At 59.1% G+C, this 15,742-nt stretch carries 18 protein-coding genes; 4 read left to right on the forward strand and 14 right to left on the reverse strand.

Translation table 11 applies throughout. The features are described from left to right. Nucleotides 1-114 precede the first annotated feature (114 nt). Nucleotides 115-309 carry a dsRNA-binding motif domain-containing protein gene (locus tag JI59_RS05085; RefSeq protein WP_007013862.1) on the forward strand — a complete coding sequence of 65 codons (195 nt, stop codon included), beginning with the start codon at nt 115-117 and terminating at the stop codon, nt 307-309. 102 nt (nt 310-411) lie between these two features. On the opposite strand, the gene JI59_RS05090 is transcribed toward JI59_RS05085, so the two are convergent. Then, complete coding sequence (locus JI59_RS05090; RefSeq protein WP_007013860.1) at nt 412-648, reverse strand: hypothetical protein; 237 nt, start codon at nt 646-648, stop codon at nt 412-414. A 326-nt stretch (nt 649-974) separates the two neighbouring features. On the opposite strand from JI59_RS05090, the gene JI59_RS05095 reads away from it, so the two are divergent. Then, nucleotides 975-1,205 (forward strand): DUF6437 family protein, encoded by a 231-nt coding sequence (locus tag JI59_RS05095; protein WP_038577042.1) that lies wholly within the window; start codon nt 975-977, stop codon nt 1,203-1,205. Nucleotides 1,206-1,323: 118 nt separating this feature from the next. On the opposite strand, the gene JI59_RS05100 is transcribed toward JI59_RS05095, so the two are convergent. From JI59_RS05100 to JI59_RS05145, 10 genes are all read right to left on the reverse strand, one after another. Beyond that, a complete protein-coding gene (locus JI59_RS05100) occupies nt 1,324-1,713 on the reverse strand; it encodes a single-stranded DNA-binding protein (RefSeq protein WP_038575578.1) in 390 nt (129 codons plus the stop codon). Between the two features lie 298 nt (nt 1,714-2,011). Further along, nucleotides 2,012-2,440, reverse strand: a complete 429-nt coding sequence (locus tag JI59_RS05105; protein ID WP_038575579.1) for a DUF6915 family protein — start codon at nt 2,438-2,440, stop codon at nt 2,012-2,014. Nucleotides 2,441-2,450: 10 nt separating this feature from the next. Continuing rightward, nucleotides 2,451-2,888, reverse strand: a complete 438-nt coding sequence (locus JI59_RS05110; protein WP_007013857.1) for a DUF6878 family protein — start codon at nt 2,886-2,888, stop codon at nt 2,451-2,453. Between the two features lie 117 nt (nt 2,889-3,005). Beyond that, complete coding sequence (locus JI59_RS05115) at nt 3,006-3,959, reverse strand: DUF2493 domain-containing protein (protein ID WP_007013856.1); 954 nt, start codon at nt 3,957-3,959, stop codon at nt 3,006-3,008. Further along, complete coding sequence (locus JI59_RS27310; protein WP_203226086.1) at nt 3,940-4,107, reverse strand: hypothetical protein; 168 nt, start codon at nt 4,105-4,107, stop codon at nt 3,940-3,942. The genes JI59_RS05115 and JI59_RS27310 overlap by 20 nt, the downstream gene beginning before the upstream one ends. Nucleotides 4,108-4,259: 152 nt before the next feature. Then, nucleotides 4,260-4,682, reverse strand: a complete 423-nt coding sequence (locus tag JI59_RS05120) for a hypothetical protein (RefSeq protein ID WP_007013855.1) — start codon at nt 4,680-4,682, stop codon at nt 4,260-4,262. Between the two features lie 11 nt (nt 4,683-4,693). Beyond that, nucleotides 4,694-5,635 carry an ArdC family protein gene (locus JI59_RS05125; protein WP_007013854.1) on the reverse strand — a complete coding sequence of 314 codons (942 nt, stop codon included), beginning with the start codon at nt 5,633-5,635 and terminating at the stop codon, nt 4,694-4,696. 155 nt (nt 5,636-5,790) lie between these two features. After that, nucleotides 5,791-7,779 (reverse strand): ParB/RepB/Spo0J family partition protein, encoded by a 1,989-nt coding sequence (locus JI59_RS05130; RefSeq protein ID WP_007013853.1) that lies wholly within the window; start codon nt 7,777-7,779, stop codon nt 5,791-5,793. 429 nt (nt 7,780-8,208) lie between these two features. Next, a complete protein-coding gene (locus JI59_RS05140; RefSeq protein WP_007013852.1) occupies nt 8,209-9,666 on the reverse strand; it encodes an argonaute/piwi family protein in 1,458 nt (485 codons plus the stop codon). Further along, nucleotides 9,663-11,027, reverse strand: coding sequence for a DUF4365 domain-containing protein (locus JI59_RS05145; protein WP_160289725.1), 1,365 nt, complete (start codon nt 11,025-11,027; stop codon nt 9,663-9,665). Before JI59_RS05145 ends, JI59_RS05140 begins: the two co-directional genes overlap by 4 nt. 224 nt (nt 11,028-11,251) lie before the next feature. On the opposite strand from JI59_RS05145, the gene JI59_RS05150 reads away from it, so the two are divergent. Beyond that, nucleotides 11,252-11,437 (forward strand): hypothetical protein, encoded by a 186-nt coding sequence (locus tag JI59_RS05150; protein ID WP_007013849.1) that lies wholly within the window; start codon nt 11,252-11,254, stop codon nt 11,435-11,437. A 53-nt stretch (nt 11,438-11,490) separates the two neighbouring features. After that, nucleotides 11,491-12,261: a hypothetical protein gene (locus JI59_RS05160; protein ID WP_007013850.1), complete on the forward strand. Its 771-nt coding sequence runs from the start codon at nt 11,491-11,493 to the stop codon at nt 12,259-12,261. Between the two features lie 105 nt (nt 12,262-12,366). On the opposite strand, the gene JI59_RS05165 is transcribed toward JI59_RS05160, so the two are convergent. The 3 genes from JI59_RS05165 to JI59_RS05175 all read right to left on the reverse strand — a co-directional run bounded on the left by JI59_RS05165 (nt 12,367) and on the right by JI59_RS05175 (nt 15,243). Next, entirely contained in the window at nt 12,367-13,086 is a 720-nt protein-coding gene (locus JI59_RS05165; protein WP_007013848.1) for an RES family NAD+ phosphorylase, read from the reverse strand. Further along, nucleotides 13,083-13,496: an MbcA/ParS/Xre antitoxin family protein gene (locus tag JI59_RS05170; RefSeq protein ID WP_038577047.1), complete on the reverse strand. Its 414-nt coding sequence runs from the start codon at nt 13,494-13,496 to the stop codon at nt 13,083-13,085. Before JI59_RS05170 ends, JI59_RS05165 begins: the two co-directional genes overlap by 4 nt. A gap of 61 nt (nt 13,497-13,557) precedes the next feature. After that, nucleotides 13,558-15,243, reverse strand: a complete 1,686-nt coding sequence (locus JI59_RS05175) for a strawberry notch C-terminal domain-containing protein (RefSeq protein WP_420845486.1) — start codon at nt 15,241-15,243, stop codon at nt 13,558-13,560. Nucleotides 15,244-15,742: the final 499 nt, after the last annotated feature.

Raw genomic sequence — 15,742 nt, forward strand, 5'->3', positions numbered from 1 at the left:
ATCCCAAGACCAAGGGATGAATACCATGCCGCTCGATTGCCGATTGTGTTAAAGATTGATCGAGTCCGCCGGCAGGAAGAATGGTGTCGCGGGCATCCCACAGGGAGCATGGCTATGGCGGACGTAACACTGAGCGCGACACCCAAAGGCAATGGTTTCCAGGCAACCGTGACCTATTCCGACGGCGTGTCGATCAGTTCGGCAGAAGCCTTTCCGACGAAGGCCGAGGCCCTTTCAGCAGCGGCCATGAAGGTACTCGACATGCCCGATCGGCTCGAGAAATTCGATGCGTTGCACGCCGAGGGCTGATGCTGCCGGGAATGCTCGCGCGATACCTACGGGAGCGACAATACGGGACCCGAGCAAAAAGAAAGGAGGAAGCCCTGACGGACTTCCTCCTTGTGTGTAGCCTCAGAATTCATCGCTCAGCTTTCCGGGCACAGTGTCGATGACCCGGTCCAGCATGGCCTTGGGCAGTGCGCCGTAATCGCCCTCATCGACCGCGATGTAACCTGCCTCACCATCGGTCAGGACATATTGGGTGAAGTAGCTGTGAAGGGACCGGGCATGAGCCTTGTCGAGTGCGGCAAGAAAAGCTGCCTGATCTGCCTGGAATGAACCCTGCGCGATATTCAGTGAAGCGTACATGATCTTTCCTCCTGATGTTCGATGCGTCGCATCAGGAGCTGCGAGGATGTGGGTGACGGGCCGGGTCAGGGACCGCGCATAGCGCGGCCGCGAAGCGGCGATGGGGGAAACGATTTTTGCCGGGCTTGACCGGTAAAAATGGTGGGGCCCCGTCGTCCTTGACGCGGCCCCAAAGCCCGCATCACACTTGGACTTTCTGCGAGAGAGACCTCTCCAACGTCAGCGTAAAAAGCACTGGCATCGCGGCAAAAACCGTTTTCCTACATGGCTCCACGCTGGCACTGTCGCGCGTGGAGGGGACCAACGGCCAGCGAAAGGACAATCTGATGGCCAGGTCCAAACCGAGCGCGCGTAATGCGCTCAAGAAGCTGCGCGAGCAGCGCGAAGAACTCGACGCACAGGAGGCCAGGCTGCGCGAGGAAGCAGCCGGCGAACTGGGCAAGGTTCTTCTCGAATGCGGAGCCGAGACTATCGAACCTGCGCAACTGAAGCAGCTCATCCGCGCATCGCTCACCATCGGGATCGACGATGCTCTCAAAAGGCTCTCCCCCGCCTGACACTTCAACCGCGGCGGGGTGTGGGCTCGTTGCCCCGCCCCGCCGTTCACGCCTGCGAGCACAAAAAAAAGGCCCCGATGGCGCGAACCATCGGAGCCTTGTCGTTTGCGGGAGGCGCTCAGTCCTCATCGATGTCGGGCGCACCTTCATTGTTCGACGCTCGGCCTTTGGTGAGGAAGTCCACCTTGTCGGCGATGATCTCGCAGCCGTAGCGCTTGGTGCCGTCCTGGTCTTCCCACTGCGTATAGTGGATGCGCCCCTCGACCGTCACGAGCTGGCCCTTGGTGCAGTACTTGGCGACGTTCTGGCCGAGACCGTTGAAGCAGGTCACGCGGTGGAATTCGCTGTCCTTGGCGGTGTAGCCGTTTTCGTCCTTGTAGGTCTTGCCGTCCTTGCGGGCGGGACGGTCGGTGACGACCGAGATCGAGGTGATGTTGGTGCCGCCCTGGGTAGTGCGGGTTTCGGGGTCGCGAGCGATGCGGCCAACGAGGATAACGAGATTGGTCATGGTCTTTCTCCTGATCGAGCATTCCGGGTCCATCCCGGCTGCAAACCCGACTAGGAAGCGGCCACGGCGAAGCGCACCGAAGGGAAACCTCGATCTGGTTCGGGTGGTGCGGGCAGCCGGGCGCAGCCCGGCAACTCGGCCGTACCTGATCGGGGTTGCGCGTCTCGACGGGGATGCTTCAGGAAAGGTTTGCTTACAGGCCGGGTTGGTCCCGAGTGCATTGCACAGGCCAAGCCATGACTTTTCGCGTTAGCGGACTGCGACGTGCCCCCTGACATCGCCTTCCTCGAAGGCGACCTCATATCTCGACTACGAAAGCTCGTCCCGAAGACGACGAATGACCTCCTGAAAACGCACCGCCAGCACCAGTCTCGACAGCGCCAAGCGGCATAGGCTCGTCCAGACGTTGACCCCGCAACATCCAGTCTTGGGGTGTGATGAGGCGCCCCCAATCCGCAAAAGAAGGAATCGTACCCAAGTCCTCGCGGACGTGCTGCTCGCCTACAAGGCGAACGGGCACAACAGGGCTGTCGGCGTTGACGATAGTAGGCCCGAACAGCGTTTCGAGCATGAATATGCCTTCGGCATGGTGCCGAAGGGCCCGGTGCCGCGGATCAGCAAAGATCGCCTTCGACTGGTCAAACCATTGGTGGAGCGGCAGGTAATCTTCCACCACCCCTCCCCATTTCCGAACCGACGATAGGGCGTGATAATAGCAATGAGCCATCGCACTTCTCCTAGAGATCAGTCGAATGGTCGTCGGTCGCCGTGTAACGCAGCTGGCAGTCCAGAACGAAGCTCGGCGTAGCCACGTCGATGATCAGTTCGCCGCAAGCACCATCATTGATTTCCCATCCGGGATGATGGCGTTCGAGAGCAAGGGAGGTCAGTTGTTCGATGGCGGAATTGAGGCTCTGGTCGTCGCCTTCTCCAGCACAGTCGATCGTAACTTCGGGACACGGAACACTCGCCCCGACGGCGTCAGAGAAGACGCATTCTTCGACCGCACCGCTGTCGCCGCACCCATCGAAACGGATTTCTACGCGGGCAATTTCGGCATTCCGCAGCGGGGCAATGATAGCTGCCTTGAGCCGTTGGATTTCACTTTGTGCCTGCGCCGCGCGTTCGGCCTGGCGGACAGTAAAGTCCGCCATGATTGCCTGAAAATCAGTCATGAGATTTCTCCTGCAATGTGCGGGCAAGAACCGATCGTCTTGCCCACGATATCAGGCGATCTCTTTCCTCTGACGGGCTGCGCCAGCGCCGATGGCGCTGGCGCGATGCCGGACGCATCAGTCGGTAGCCTGAGCCGCGCGCTTGGGAGAAGTTCCAAGCGGACCGCGGCGATCGACGACGGTAATCCGACGGGATTTCGCTTCGATGACGAGGCGCTCCAGGACCCCGTTTCCGGGAAAGGCGACGACATAACGGGGGTCAAGCGAGAGCATACGCTCGTTGCGCTTGAAGCCTGCGCGTGCCCCCAGGCGCATGTCGAGAGAGAAGCTGATTTGCGGGATGTTGCGTCGTTCCGCCCATGAAGATGCCAAACGGTCAACGCCCTTGGTATCACCGCCGTGGACAAGAACCATGTCAGGAACCCGGTCGTGAACCTTGTCCAGAGTAGCCCAGACGTTGTTGGCAAAAGTGAGAGCGTCCTGCTCGTTTGGATGGCGTGTGCGGCCACCGGCAAATATCACCGGCGTACCTTCTGGCATGGCGGCGCGGCGCTTGGCTTCGGACCGGGCTCGGACGAACTCGCGCCCCTCGACAAGCGTGGAAGTCAGCATGGCGCTGTGATTGAAGCGCGAACTCGACACGGGCTTCCACGAGGAGCCGAATTCGTTGAGATAGAGGGCAGCGGCCACTTCGCGCATCTCTTCGAGAGCGATCATGGCCCCTTCGGCACACTGCGCACGCTCAACCTGGGTCTCGAGTTCATGGGTATGAATTTCGGATCCATCGGCAGTGGCCAGGAGCGCTCGGACTTCGTCGGTTGCGCGGTCAACTGCGGTCGATTTGCGGGTCGCGGAACGGTGGAAGATGTTGACGAACGCCCAGCCGAGGTCCTCGGCATCGGCCTCCAGCGCAGTCCCAGAGACCATCGCAAATAGATCGGACCAGACCGCTTCGAGCGTCTGGACGACCGCATCGTGGACTGGAAAATCATTGGTGGAAACTGGGGCAGGACCAATCGAAAAACCGGAAAGATCGAGGCCGGCAAGTTGGTCAGAAAATGATGAGTGCATGGGTATTGTCCTCCTGACTGGCGTGAGGCTGACGCACCCGCTCATGGCTGCGCCAGCGAGAGCCCGTCAGGGCCAGCTTGAGGCAGTCTCCGCACCCGACAGGGGAAACCCGCTTGGGCAGGCTGGCGCGGGCAGGCCAACGGCCCACAGGGCCGGGCCAACTCGGGCCTGCGCAAGCCGGGTTGCGGAAGACTGGCGGCTGGCCCAGGGCCTTTCTCGCATGGCTTCAGACCATGAGTGCAAAAGCAAGCTTCGTCAGGGAGGGCAGGCACCTCGCCACGGTCAAAGTGACTGGCGCATTCAGGCCACCCGTTTTGCGTAAACGCCTTCACCGTTCGACATGTGACCGAGGCAGACGTAGTCGCCGAACAACGCATCAAAACGCGGGGCGATCTGGGACAGCCAGCGTTGTGCTCTGGGCGATCTGGCCGTGCGCCAATCGGCATCCCAATAGGCGCCATCGTCACGCTCGACGATCCATACCGCAACCAGGCCGGCGTAAACCGACACGCCGAAATCTGCATAGGCATTGCGCATGAGGATGCGGTCTTCGCGGCCTCGCCAACCGTCGTGCGCGATCAGGGAAGGGAATGCCTGCCCTGCGCGCTCACGCAGATCCTCGCGGAGCCACTCATATTCGAAGTCCCAGTCGTCGTCGTTTTCGACTTCGAGCACAGTGAAGGCGACAATGGCCCCGTTGGGGTAACTGACCGATCGGCCCATGACACCCTCCTTCAGGCGGCCAACGCAGCGTCGGCAGACGCTTCGTCGGTATCATCGGCAGAGATCCGTCCTCCGAGTCTGAGCAAAAGCCTTGATGCTTCCTCAGCCTTCGCGGCAGCGGTGAGAATGGCACGGTCATCCTGCTTCAGGAGCTTGAGCCAGTGCTCGATATAGCTGGCATGGCTATCGAGGTGGGTGACTGGCAGACCGAGTTCAGCGCCAAGCATAGCGCTCGAAAGTTCGGCAATGAGTTCCTCGGCAGCGTAAGCTGCAGAACCAAATCGATTCTTGAGATTGCGGTCGAGGCGACTGGCATGGCCGGTCCAATGCGACAGCTCGTGCGCGAGCGTCGCGTAATAGTGGTCGAAGCCCGAGAAGAGATGCGCGGGCGGCATTGTCACCCGGTCAGCCACTGGCTCATAATAGGCTTCGTCGCCCTGATGCCGCAGCACGGCCGGAATACGGGCAAAGAATGAGTCGAGTTCAGCCTGACGGCCCTCGGGCTCTACCACCTCAAGCGTCGCGGCGGGATGGAAACGTTCCGGCAGACCTTCGACCTGATCAGCATTGAAAACCGGATAGGCCTTCAGCACACGACGATTTTCGTCGGTTTTTTCGCCGGTTTCGGGGGCTTCGACTTCCTTGGTGTAGCTCTTGTAGAAGATGGCGATGGTGGATTTTTCACCCTTGCGCACCTGTGCGCCCAGTTCTTTGGCCTGATTGTAGGTCATCCAGAACGGCGAGGCGTAACCGCACATGTCGGCAACCATCCAGAGCCAGAATACATTCATGCCGCGATAAGGGATGCCGCACGCCCGCAATGGGCGCGAGACTGGCACACCGCGCCATGGCTTGATCCACGGCTTCGTGCCTGACTCGAGGCGTGCGATGATTTCCTGGGTGATACGGGTAGCAGGCGACACTGCGCCGCTTTGTCCCTTGCGATAGGCCATGTTGGATCTCCTGAAATGGCCTGACGACAGTTCCGTCGGTCAGTGCCGGAGATCCCGGAGCCCCCTCCGCTCTCTTTCCATGAAGGAAGCGGCCCCCCGGCATGTGCCGGAGGACCGCTTCACGGTGGCGAGCAGCCGTTCCTGTCAGGAGGAGGTCAGGCGGCCAGCTCGCTCGGAGGCTGATTGTCGTCGTTGGCGACGAAATCCGCGTCGGGACTTTGCGCTTCGTTATCGGCAGGAATTTCCGGCTGGTCGGCAAAACGCATGACTTCAGGCACCCAGGCGAGGGCCCTTTCCCGAACTTCGACCTCGGTGATGTAGGTCCCCGCGAAGACGCGCTCGGCGCTCATCGCAAGATCGCCCTTTTTCACCGATGCGAAGCGTGAGGACAGTTCCAAACCGCCAACATCGGTGAGCGCATCAAGGATGACCTGCTTTGAGACGCGGTCGAAGTAGTTTGCCGCGGTCGGACGCCACCATTGCGCCATGTCAATGCCGATCGTGCTGCCCAGATGATCCTGAAACGTGATCTGACGTTCGCCTGCCATGTTGAGGCTCGCCTCGAGCGTGCGAGCGACGACGAAGCCGAGCCATGCTGCGCGGCTTTCATCGGCGAGTGCCCGAAACATCTTGAAGCGCGACGAAGCGTCTTCGCCAGATCGCCAACTCTCATCGAGACCCGAGCGCAGGTCCGCAAGGGATGCGCTTGCAGGCGCATCCTTCGCTTCGAACCCGACAATCGGACCCGCAGGGACGCCGCCACGCAGGGTCGTGGCCGCGCGTGACCGCCAGTCGTGGGTGTCGGCATCCGCGAGGGTGAAGACCATGATGTCGAGCGAAAGGCCGGGATCCGATGCCACGTGGAGCGCGAGCACGTCCCGACGTTGCATCGCAAGTTCGTCGACCAGACGCTTGGAAAGCGCTGCACGGCGTTTGCCATCACTGCCGACACTCGCCACGACTTCGACGACATCGTCGTCACCAACGACTTCGATATCGCGCTCGCCGTAGAACACCGGCTGGAGGACCGGTGTGCCGTCGCGCGAGAGAACGAGGATCATTCCGGCATCGGCCTTCAGTTCGGGCGCCAGCTCCGGGGGCTTTGCCCGAATGTCCTGGCATTCGCGTTCGATCGCTTCGATCGAAGCCTCGGCCGCGGCAACTGCTTCTTCGGCGCTGTCTTCGTCCTCAAGAATGGCCGCATGCTCGTCGTACGAGGCATCGAGCTCGTCAAGGCGGGCCAGTTCGGCGTCAGTCAACGGAGCCGACTCGGCCGGAAGGCGAATGAGGCCTTCGACGAGATCGTGACTGGCATAGGCGTCAAGCGTCGGCTTGACCCAGGCAAGGCCCTGCTCTGCTGCGAGCGACTTGGCGCGTTTCTCCATCTCCTCCGAGGCGAGGGTTTCCAGAAGCGCGACATCGACCCAGGACTCGCTGTCATCGTCGTCGAAGAGTTCGCGTTCGATCCGGCCACCTGCAGCGATATAGGCGTCGCGGCCAACAAGACGGGCTCGGGCGTCGCTGCCGCGAACCGTGCCAGAGAGCACCATGCGCCGGATGCTGTCGGCGCTGGGCGCATAATAACCCGAAGACGCCTGTTCATAGACGCGAGCCTGAATTTCCCGGTCGGAGGTCGCGCCGAAAGCTTTGGCGAGATCGAGAGTGATTTCACCGGATGCCAGAGCATCGAAGACGACAGGCGCGAGGGTCGCGAGACGCAGCCGGCCTTCGACGAAGCGGACCGTCAGTCCGAACCTGCGCGCGACATCTTCCGTCGAGGCACCAGCGTCAATAAGGGCAGCGAACGCCTGCGCTTCGTCGGCGGGGTTCATCGCGAGGCGATGGAAGTTCTCGGCCAGGCTCGTTTCGACTGCGATTTCCGCATCGTCATCAAGCACGAGGCAGATAACCTCGTAGCCCTTCGGAAGGACTTTCTCTTCGGCAAGCGCCAGCAAGGCGCACCGGCGGCGCTCTCCGGCTTCGACCTCGAATTTGCCACGAGCAGCAGGCCGAACGATGAGGTTCTGCAACAACCCATGGGCTGCGATGCTCGCTTTCAGTTCGGAATCTGCGGCTGGGTCACCGTGACGGCGCACATTGCGAGGGGACTGGACCAACTTGGCCAGCGGGATCGACTTGATCATGGAACATACTCCTGAATATGAGCACGGGCATCGACCTTCGACGCCCATTCGGCTCAAACAGAAGCAAGCCCCCTTCCCTCTCTATGACCGCGGGTGGGCCGATTGCGGTCGGCCCGTAATTGAGAGCGAAATGCCAGAAAGCTCACGTCGACGGGCGTGTGCGTTTCCTCCTTTCACCACGGGAGGTTCGAACTGAGGACGGCTCACAACGACGTGCCGCACGCGGCGACCAGGAAGAACGCGCTTATCCTGCCCACCCGGGCAGACCGGACACGCATGGAATTGCGGGCCGAACGCAGCCGTCTAGCGGATGACCTGCTCGCACTCCTCCGGCGAAAATACGTAAACTGAGACATGGCGAGGGAGAATGAAGGGTAGATGTCAGACAGCTAGTAACGAATTGGCCGCAGCCCCAACTCGTGCCAGCCTTCACATGTAATAGCGAAAGTCGGGCTGATCTCGCTCGGCATAGCTAACGTGCTTCAAAACCCGTCCGACTTCCCGCGCTGCTCGGATGGGGATGGGAAGTGCGTGATCGAATTGGGTCGAGTTCCAATTCATCTTGGTTAAGGCAAGGATTTCGGTAGCTATTTCGTCCAGCGAGGTTTCACATTCATAGGGCCGAAGCTGTAGTGCGTTGGGCATTCGTGCGCCCGGGTAGGTGCCGTAGTATGGGACGCTACCCCGCGTGTAGAGGATGCCGTCGTTTCCAATGCGGACGAAGCTCCCCCTGAGCGCGGGGTAATCACCTTCCCGGAAGAGGGCTACATGGCCACCTTCCGATACCCAAACCATATCAGTCATGGCGACGCGCATCTCTTCGATAGCTTCTGCGAAGCCACGAGATTCGCTATTCTCGAAGCGGGACGTCTTCAGAATGACGATCCGGGCCGGCATCGTGCGGTGATGCTCAAAATAAGTCTCAAGCGAGCGCTTGACGAGATCGCAAGCATCTGCGCGGGCCAGATAGGGGTGCTTTCCTGGCCGATCAGTACGAGCCCTCGCTCCGCGAAGGATCAGCCCTTTACCCCGCTCGTCAAACATCTGAGCGGTGCTTGTCCAAAGCCGATGGCCGTCCAGGTCCCGATAAAATCCGATACCAAGATAGCATGTTTCATATCCGTCGGATTTGGGTAGACGCCACGGCACGCGACCGGCCTTGTAGAAAATCGCGTTGAGCAGGTTCCAAGCCCGCGTAGCTGGGCCTTGCACCTTGCGCTCAGTGGTTTTCATCTTCCTGGAAAGCTTGAAGGCGTCATCCCAGACCGAAGGCCAAGCAATCTGCGTCGGCACGCTAAGGCTCAACGCCTTTGCCTTGAACAGATCACGGAAATTGAGCTCGGTAGGGCCGGCTTCCTCCTCATCATCGTCATCATCATCTTCGGACACGATGCTACGTGCGTTGACCACCTTTTCGATCAGAACTTTCGGTAGGGCGATGACGATCACCTCGGGACGCGAAGTGCCCTCAAGCAAAATGCGCGCCTGCGCGATCAGCAGATCGACAGCGGCGCGAACCGCTTCCTCGTGGTTCCTTATCGCAACAATCCTCTTTATCTCGGATTGAAGAACCGTCTGGCAGGCTTCCCGAGGCACTTCGAAGCGGCAGCGAAAGGGGTTCTGGTTTCCAAGCCCGGGGAAATCTGGATGCAAATTCCCCAGTTTTTCATTGTCGCTCGGGATACCTTGCATCGCGCGGTCGATGTATTTGGCAAACCCATCGACCGTATCAGATGTGCCTACCACTCCGATCCGAATCAGGTCGCCAGGCTTTGGCTGCAGAGGGCCGTGGCGCATCAATCCGACACGCGGGTCGAGGAACAGGCCGCCATCCCCAAATTCGAGATCTGGCTCGGGAATACAGCGAGTTTCGAATGTGAATGTCACACGCCTACTCCCAACTCGCCCTGTGTGGACTCATCGTCCTGAACCTTCATCCGTTTGGCGTTCGGATCTGTTTCGGACCAAGCGTTCTCAGGAACGGCCGCTTCCATGGCTACGGGTTCAACGACGTTGAATGTCAGAACCGGGCTGACTTCCTCGGCTTCTTGAAAAAGATCGAACTTCGCGTGCGGCTGAAGATCAATTCCTGAAAGCAGAAAACGGAACATCATCATCTGTCCGCGTATCGATCCGTTACGATCGAGCCTCTTCTTCCCAGCAAGGAGATCGGAGGCGAACCTATGAGGACGGAAACCGTCTTCGGTGAACACAAAGGTTGGGGAAATCGATAGAAACCAATTGCTTCCGATTTGCTGGAAGCGAGGTGAGAAAGCGTGGTGGCGAAGGTAGTTGACCTGTCCTTTGCGTTTTCCCTTCTTGTAGTCGTAAACTTGGACGACCGTCGCGGATGTCGTTTCGCGCAGGGATCGATAGAAATATCGCCTCTGCTGATACCTCTCTTCGGCCTTGAAATAGAAGAGCCGGGCTTTTCGGTCGAAAGCGAGGATATCCGAGAACTGTTCAGCCATTGTCCGGCGCAGCAGTTCGATCATCATCACCGCATCATCATGATCATCGCTAATCGACACGTCTTCCGTATCGACTTCCTCGACCGTGTCGATATCGACAATCGCTTCGAGCGGTGTACCTTCGGGATTGCGAAAGGACAGAAAACGGCGGCCGCGAATAACCCAATCGAAGTGATGGCCGTCAGCGCGCAATAACTCCGGAACCGCGTCACGGCCCGAGGCAAAAGGACTTTCGCCAACGAAGATCGATGAAGGCAGTCCGACGTGCATCAGATTTAGATGCGCTTGCTCGCCCACTCGAAGCGATGGGAGGAATGTGCCATCCTTACCGCGGCGGACTGCCATTGCAGCCAGGCGCTCGATCGAGCTGGAATCGAGGCGATCTCGATCCTTGCGAAATTTGAGGCGCCGTTCATCCCCTTCCTCTCCAGCCTCAACGTCGCGCCAATAGAGTGATCCGTCTTCCTGTCGGTAGAGGATCAGTGCGACAGGGAGACTGCAACGCTTCCAATAATCGATATCCTGCTGGCGAACGCTGTATTCAAACTCGTCGTCACTTTCGCCGACATATTTGGTGGACTTCGTCGTCTTCACTTGAACTGCGACGGTGAGACCGGTCATGGAGCGCGTAACGGGATCTCGAAATTCGATCGTCCCATCGATGCCCGTTTCCAGGCGCCCACGGCCTTCGAAAACGTGGCCGAGCTCAAGAATCTTGCTTTTGACTACGGTTTCACCCAACTCGCCAGTCAGCTGGTTGTCCGTGAGAGTCTTCATCGAAGGCGCCGCCATGAGAACATATCAAGAATATACGGTGCCGAGGCCTTCGTAGCAAGTTCTTGAAAACGCGTTTCCACCGCTAGGTAGGAGTGACGCCAAGGCCGCTTTCAATGCTGTGACGCGAAACAGAGATCTTAGGTAGGAAAAGGGAACGAGGGCAGAATCAAACAGTTCATTGACTGGTAACCTTCCGCAGAATATATCAACTGACGGAGAAAACCATGCAGCAGGCTTGCTACTACAGCCCGGCGGAACGCCAGCAGGAGAAGGAGCGTCAACGCGCTTCCGACGCCGACGACCTGCGTTCTGGCCGTATTTCGCGCGACGAGATGCGTGCCCGCAATGGTTTTTTCTCCTCGCTGGACATCGTCGAATCGTCGATCATCTGCGAAGAGGCTTTCGCCTGAATCAAGCAGTTCTACCTGCCAAGATCGTCTATGATCTAGCAAGCATCCTGAAATTGAGTGACGATGCCTTCATCGTCGGAGGCCAAGCGCTCAACCTGTGGGCAGAGCGCTACAGCCATGTAGCCGAGCTCGATGCCTACGGGCCCTACACATCCAAAGATATTGACTACTTTGGTCAGCGCGAAGCCGCAGAAAAGCTTGCAAACGCTCTTGGTGGTTCCGTTGCCATCCCCGACGCCGACAACCACACACCGCAGACGGCCATAGTGCATGCTGAGATCGATGGGCACCCGATTGAAATCGATTTTCTCTGGCATGTCATGGGCGTCGATGACGCCAAGCTAAAGAAGCAAGCCATCCAGATAAGAATGAATGTCAGGATGACTGAAGGGACGGCTGAGCTCCATGTCCCAATAATGCATCCCTTTCATTGCCTGCAAAGCCGCCTAGCCAACGTTGTCCAGCTCAAAAGGGAAACCGACCTGGCCCTTAATCAGCTCAACGCTTCACCAATTGTTCTGCGCGAATTTCTTCTCGAGCAATTAGATAATGGCCAAGGCAAGCACGTTACAGGCGTTCTTCAAGCCCTCTATGATTACCTTTCGAGCGACATCGTAGGCCGCAAGGCGCACAAGCACATGCGCAACGATCCTTCAGCGGTCCTCGATACATTCCAAAATGACGAGCGCCTTGACGAACGCTGGCGTGAAAAATCTCTGCATTCCATGCGAGCTTCGTTAGCCAGAAAGCGCACGGCATGGGGCATAATGACCGAGCGAATTAAAGAAGCATTCAACCGAAAGCGCGAGAACGCCCGATCTTGAGCCAATTTGATGTCAGCTTTCAAGGCCAAGTGCAGGTTATTTGATACACCTTTGAGGGGCGCAAAGTTGCCGGAGTCGCCGCAGCGCAAGCCGGATGTTGGATCTTCAGTCAGTGTCCACCACTCGAAACACGGCACCTGTTCCCGCGTCTCGAACCAGATCGACACCCGTTCCATCCCAGTGGTAGTCGAGGTGACGTCCCTGAGTGGGGTCGGATGCACAATCCGGGTAGAACAATCCGACACACTCACCACCCGAATGCCGGATGCTCGGATAGACAACACCTTCGGCCCCGTCCCCTTTGAGCGCAACAGCGAGAGCTTGCGATGCAGCATAGTTGTCGGGATCAAGCGCGGGATCGCCTGCGGCAAGGCTCCTGAGATCGTGAAAATCGGCGCTTACCGAAAGGATGATCTCACGGAACTGTGAGGTCCAGCCTGGCGCTTCTACAGTGCGAGCCATGAAGCGGGCATGGTGATGGATTGTCTCGAACAGCGCAGTTTCGAATGCATCCCCCGCGTATAGGACGCCGTAGGTCCCATCGGTGAAGCGACTAGGCCGGTCAATGCTGACATGCGTGAACGGGGCCATCAGATAGGATGCGCCGTTGCCCCCTACCCGGCGGTCAGCAGGTACTAGATCGAGATTGCCGATCGTCGCCATGATGCGGGGATTGGTTTTTTGCTCGGCAGAGATCAGCAGTGGCCAATCTGCGGGGTCTGCGATATCTTCGAACAGGTCGATCGGTGGAAAGGCACTGCGGATAATCCGTACAGCACCTTTCCACTCGACCTGGGCAACCGGAATCGCCTTGGGATCAATCACCAGGCACCACGTTCGGCATCAAGATAGCGACGCACCCGCATGATATCGGTCAGTTCGCCGCCAAGCATGACGTCGAGCGCACTCGCTCCGGCAAAGGCGGCGTTACCTGCCTTGATCCAGGCGTAGCCACGTTGGGCTTCGGAAAAGATGATCCTCAGCGCCTTGTGGATACCCATCAGGTTGGAGAGCCGCGCCGCTCCATCGCGCGAGACACGGCCCGCACCCTCAGCCTTCCATCGCCGGTAGGAGCGAACCGGCATGTCGAGCAGAGTCGCTGCCTGCTCGTCTGTGAGTTCCCATTTGCCGAACAAGTTCAGCACGGCGCGAAACATCGCCGATGCTTCCTCCTGAGTTATAGGATCGGGCCGGAAGGGGTGGGGGACGGTATCAACGGGTTGCAGTGCCAACATGAGCATTCTCCATATGGCATCATATATCACTTTAGATGCCAATTGGCAATATAGGTGTGCCTCATCCGACAAGTCCCGCCAAGACCGCCACCGCGCTCGTCGTCGGAACGAAAAGCCGCGTCTGATAGCGTATGATCTCGGTGAAGCACCCATGTGCCTTGTACCAGTCGAGGCGCGACGCCGACCAACCAGTCAGTTCGAGCCGCTGCGCGCCATTGACGAGGCTGCGCTTGAGCGTAAGCGCTTCGCGGCTTTTGATTTGCATCGGTCGCCCTGTTGCTAGCACAGCATCGACGATTTGCTCTGCCGAAAAGTCATGTTCGTCTTCGAGCCCAAGCGCCTGGCACAGTTCAGGCACGCAATGGAGCGGAACCTCCCGACCTAATAGCGAGCGTCCGTCTCGCGCCGAGATCCGGCTGACCCGAACATAGTCGGAAGGTAGTTTGTCCCACACCGGAAGCAGTAGGCCGGTTGCAAGATGCAGGCGCTCGCGCTTGTGATTTGATGCGGCGTCATCGACCTCCGCCTGCCACAGGCGCTGAAATTCGGTTGGATCCACCGTTTCCCAGTTGCTCTCCGCGAGTTGATCGGCGGTGATGTGCCCATGCTTCAAGGGACGGACAAGCTCGAAGCGGGCCACCCGCATACCTTCGTCTGTGAGCAGGCTGCGCGCTGGGACAAGCAGCCCGATCCGGCCTGAGCGCGTATTACGCAGAAGCTGCTGACGCGAACCTGAAAAGCCGTAGAGCTCCTCGAGGCGTTCGAGACGCAAAGGCTTGAGCGCGCGAGCGATCTCAAGTTCCAGGAGATGTGTAGTCGCACCCGACAGCGCATCGGTGCGCAGTAGCGTGTCGGTCAGCACCTCGTAATGCTCTACCGCAATGGTCTCGACCCCAATGTCGAGCGTGCCGGCCTGGCGTGCTGCATCTATCCGCGCTTCGACGAGGCCGAGAAACTCGTCAAATATGCCGTTTTGCAGAGCAATCGGCAACGCGAGGATGCGATTGAGCCAGCGCTGGATTGTTGGCAGATCATCTACCATCGCGCCGTCGGGCCCTTCGACCCTGAGCCCGCTCAATTCCTCAAACCGAGAAAGCGTAACGGCTTCCAGCTTGCCTTCGAACAACAGGCCGAACCAGCGGTGAAGCGCCTCCTTGGCGTATGTGCTCTCGAGATTGTCGGCAGGATCGAAGAGGTTCTGCCCACCCGTCTGGCGCTGCCCGCGGGTCAGTGCGCCGAGGCTGTCGAGCCGACGTGCAATGGTCGATATAAACCGACGTTCGCCACGCACATCGGTGGTCACCGGGCGGAACAGAGGGGCCGATGCCTGATTGGTGCGGTTGGTGCGACCAAGGCCCTGGATTGCGGCATCGGCCCGCCAGCCCGGCTCAAGCAGGAAGTGGACCCGGCGCATCTGGTTCTTTGCCGCAAGGTCGGCATGATAACTGCGGCCGGTGCCACCGGCATCGGAGAAAACCAGAATTCGTTTGGTCCCGTCCATAAAATCTCGCGTCTCGGCGACATTGGCGCGCGGAGAGCGCGACTGGAGCACCTGGCGTCCATCGCGTCCGACGATCAGGCGGCGGGTACGACCGGTGACTTCGGCCACCTGATCGACACCGAACCGTTCGATGATCGCATCGAGCGCCGTCGCGATCGGCGGCAAGGCACAGAGCTGTTCGATCATGCGATCGCGCGCGGCAAGCGCCGAACGGCAGAGAACAGGAGCACCGTTCTCATCACTCATCGGTTCGGACCGGGCATTGCCATTCTCGTCCGTGAACACCGCCATCAACCGAACCGGGAAGCTTTTGGTGAGGTAATCGACCACGTATTCTTTGCAGTCGCAGTTTATGTCGAGCGTCGCAGCCGGAGGCGCGGGATTGCGTCGGTTCGTCATGATTTTACTCCAGATAATTACCGGTCCTTCGACCTCAACATGTCGAAGGAACCACCATGCCAACAAGATCATTTGTGTCGTTTCAGCCTGCACCAAGCAGGGTTGGAGAGCCGCCCAGTACTAACGCCCTATTCAGTGCATTCCTCTCCTCTCTGTCGGTTGAAGAGGGAACAGCCTGTGCGGTCCTGTACAGCGCAGCGATCCGCCATTTTCTGTGTTGGCTGGGACTACGCGGGATTGCGCTCGGGACGGTTGATGATCGCATCGTGCGCCGTTTTGAGCAGCATCGATGCCGGTGCCCAAGGTATTCAGCGCAAGCGACAGCCTACAAGGCCGATCTTGCGGC

This window comes from Novosphingobium pentaromativorans US6-1 (assembly GCF_000767465.1).
GTDB lineage: Bacteria > Pseudomonadota > Alphaproteobacteria > Sphingomonadales > Sphingomonadaceae > Novosphingobium > Novosphingobium pentaromativorans.

Bases quoted from the DNA above. Each gene is read 5' to 3' on its own strand.
- JI59_RS05085 (WP_007013862.1), top strand. From the start codon at position 115: ATGGCGGACGTAACACTGAGCGCGACACCCAAAGGCAATGGTTTCCAG.
- JI59_RS05090 (WP_007013860.1), bottom strand. From the start codon at position 648: ATGTACGCTTCACTGAATATCGCGCAGGGTTCATTCCAGGCAGATCAG.
- JI59_RS05095 (WP_038577042.1), top strand. From the start codon at position 975: ATGGCCAGGTCCAAACCGAGCGCGCGTAATGCGCTCAAGAAGCTGCGC.
- JI59_RS05100 (WP_038575578.1), bottom strand. From the start codon at position 1,713: ATGACCAATCTCGTTATCCTCGTTGGCCGCATCGCTCGCGACCCCGAA.
- JI59_RS05105 (WP_038575579.1), bottom strand. From the start codon at position 2,440: ATGGCTCATTGCTATTATCACGCCCTATCGTCGGTTCGGAAATGGGGA.
- JI59_RS05110 (WP_007013857.1), bottom strand. From the start codon at position 2,888: ATGACTGATTTTCAGGCAATCATGGCGGACTTTACTGTCCGCCAGGCC.
- JI59_RS05115 (WP_007013856.1), bottom strand. From the start codon at position 3,959: ATGCACTCATCATTTTCTGACCAACTTGCCGGCCTCGATCTTTCCGGT.
- JI59_RS05120 (WP_007013855.1), bottom strand. From the start codon at position 4,682: ATGGGCCGATCGGTCAGTTACCCCAACGGGGCCATTGTCGCCTTCACT.
- JI59_RS05125 (WP_007013854.1), bottom strand. From the start codon at position 5,635: ATGGCCTATCGCAAGGGACAAAGCGGCGCAGTGTCGCCTGCTACCCGT.
- JI59_RS05130 (WP_007013853.1), bottom strand. From the start codon at position 7,779: ATGATCAAGTCGATCCCGCTGGCCAAGTTGGTCCAGTCCCCTCGCAAT.
- JI59_RS05145 (WP_160289725.1), bottom strand. From the start codon at position 11,027: ATGAAGACTCTCACGGACAACCAGCTGACTGGCGAGTTGGGTGAAACC.
- JI59_RS05150 (WP_007013849.1), top strand. From the start codon at position 11,252: ATGCAGCAGGCTTGCTACTACAGCCCGGCGGAACGCCAGCAGGAGAAG.
- JI59_RS05170 (WP_038577047.1), bottom strand. From the start codon at position 13,496: ATGTTGGCACTGCAACCCGTTGATACCGTCCCCCACCCCTTCCGGCCC.
- JI59_RS05175 (WP_420845486.1), bottom strand. From the start codon at position 15,243: ATGAGTGATGAGAACGGTGCTCCTGTTCTCTGCCGTTCGGCGCTTGCC.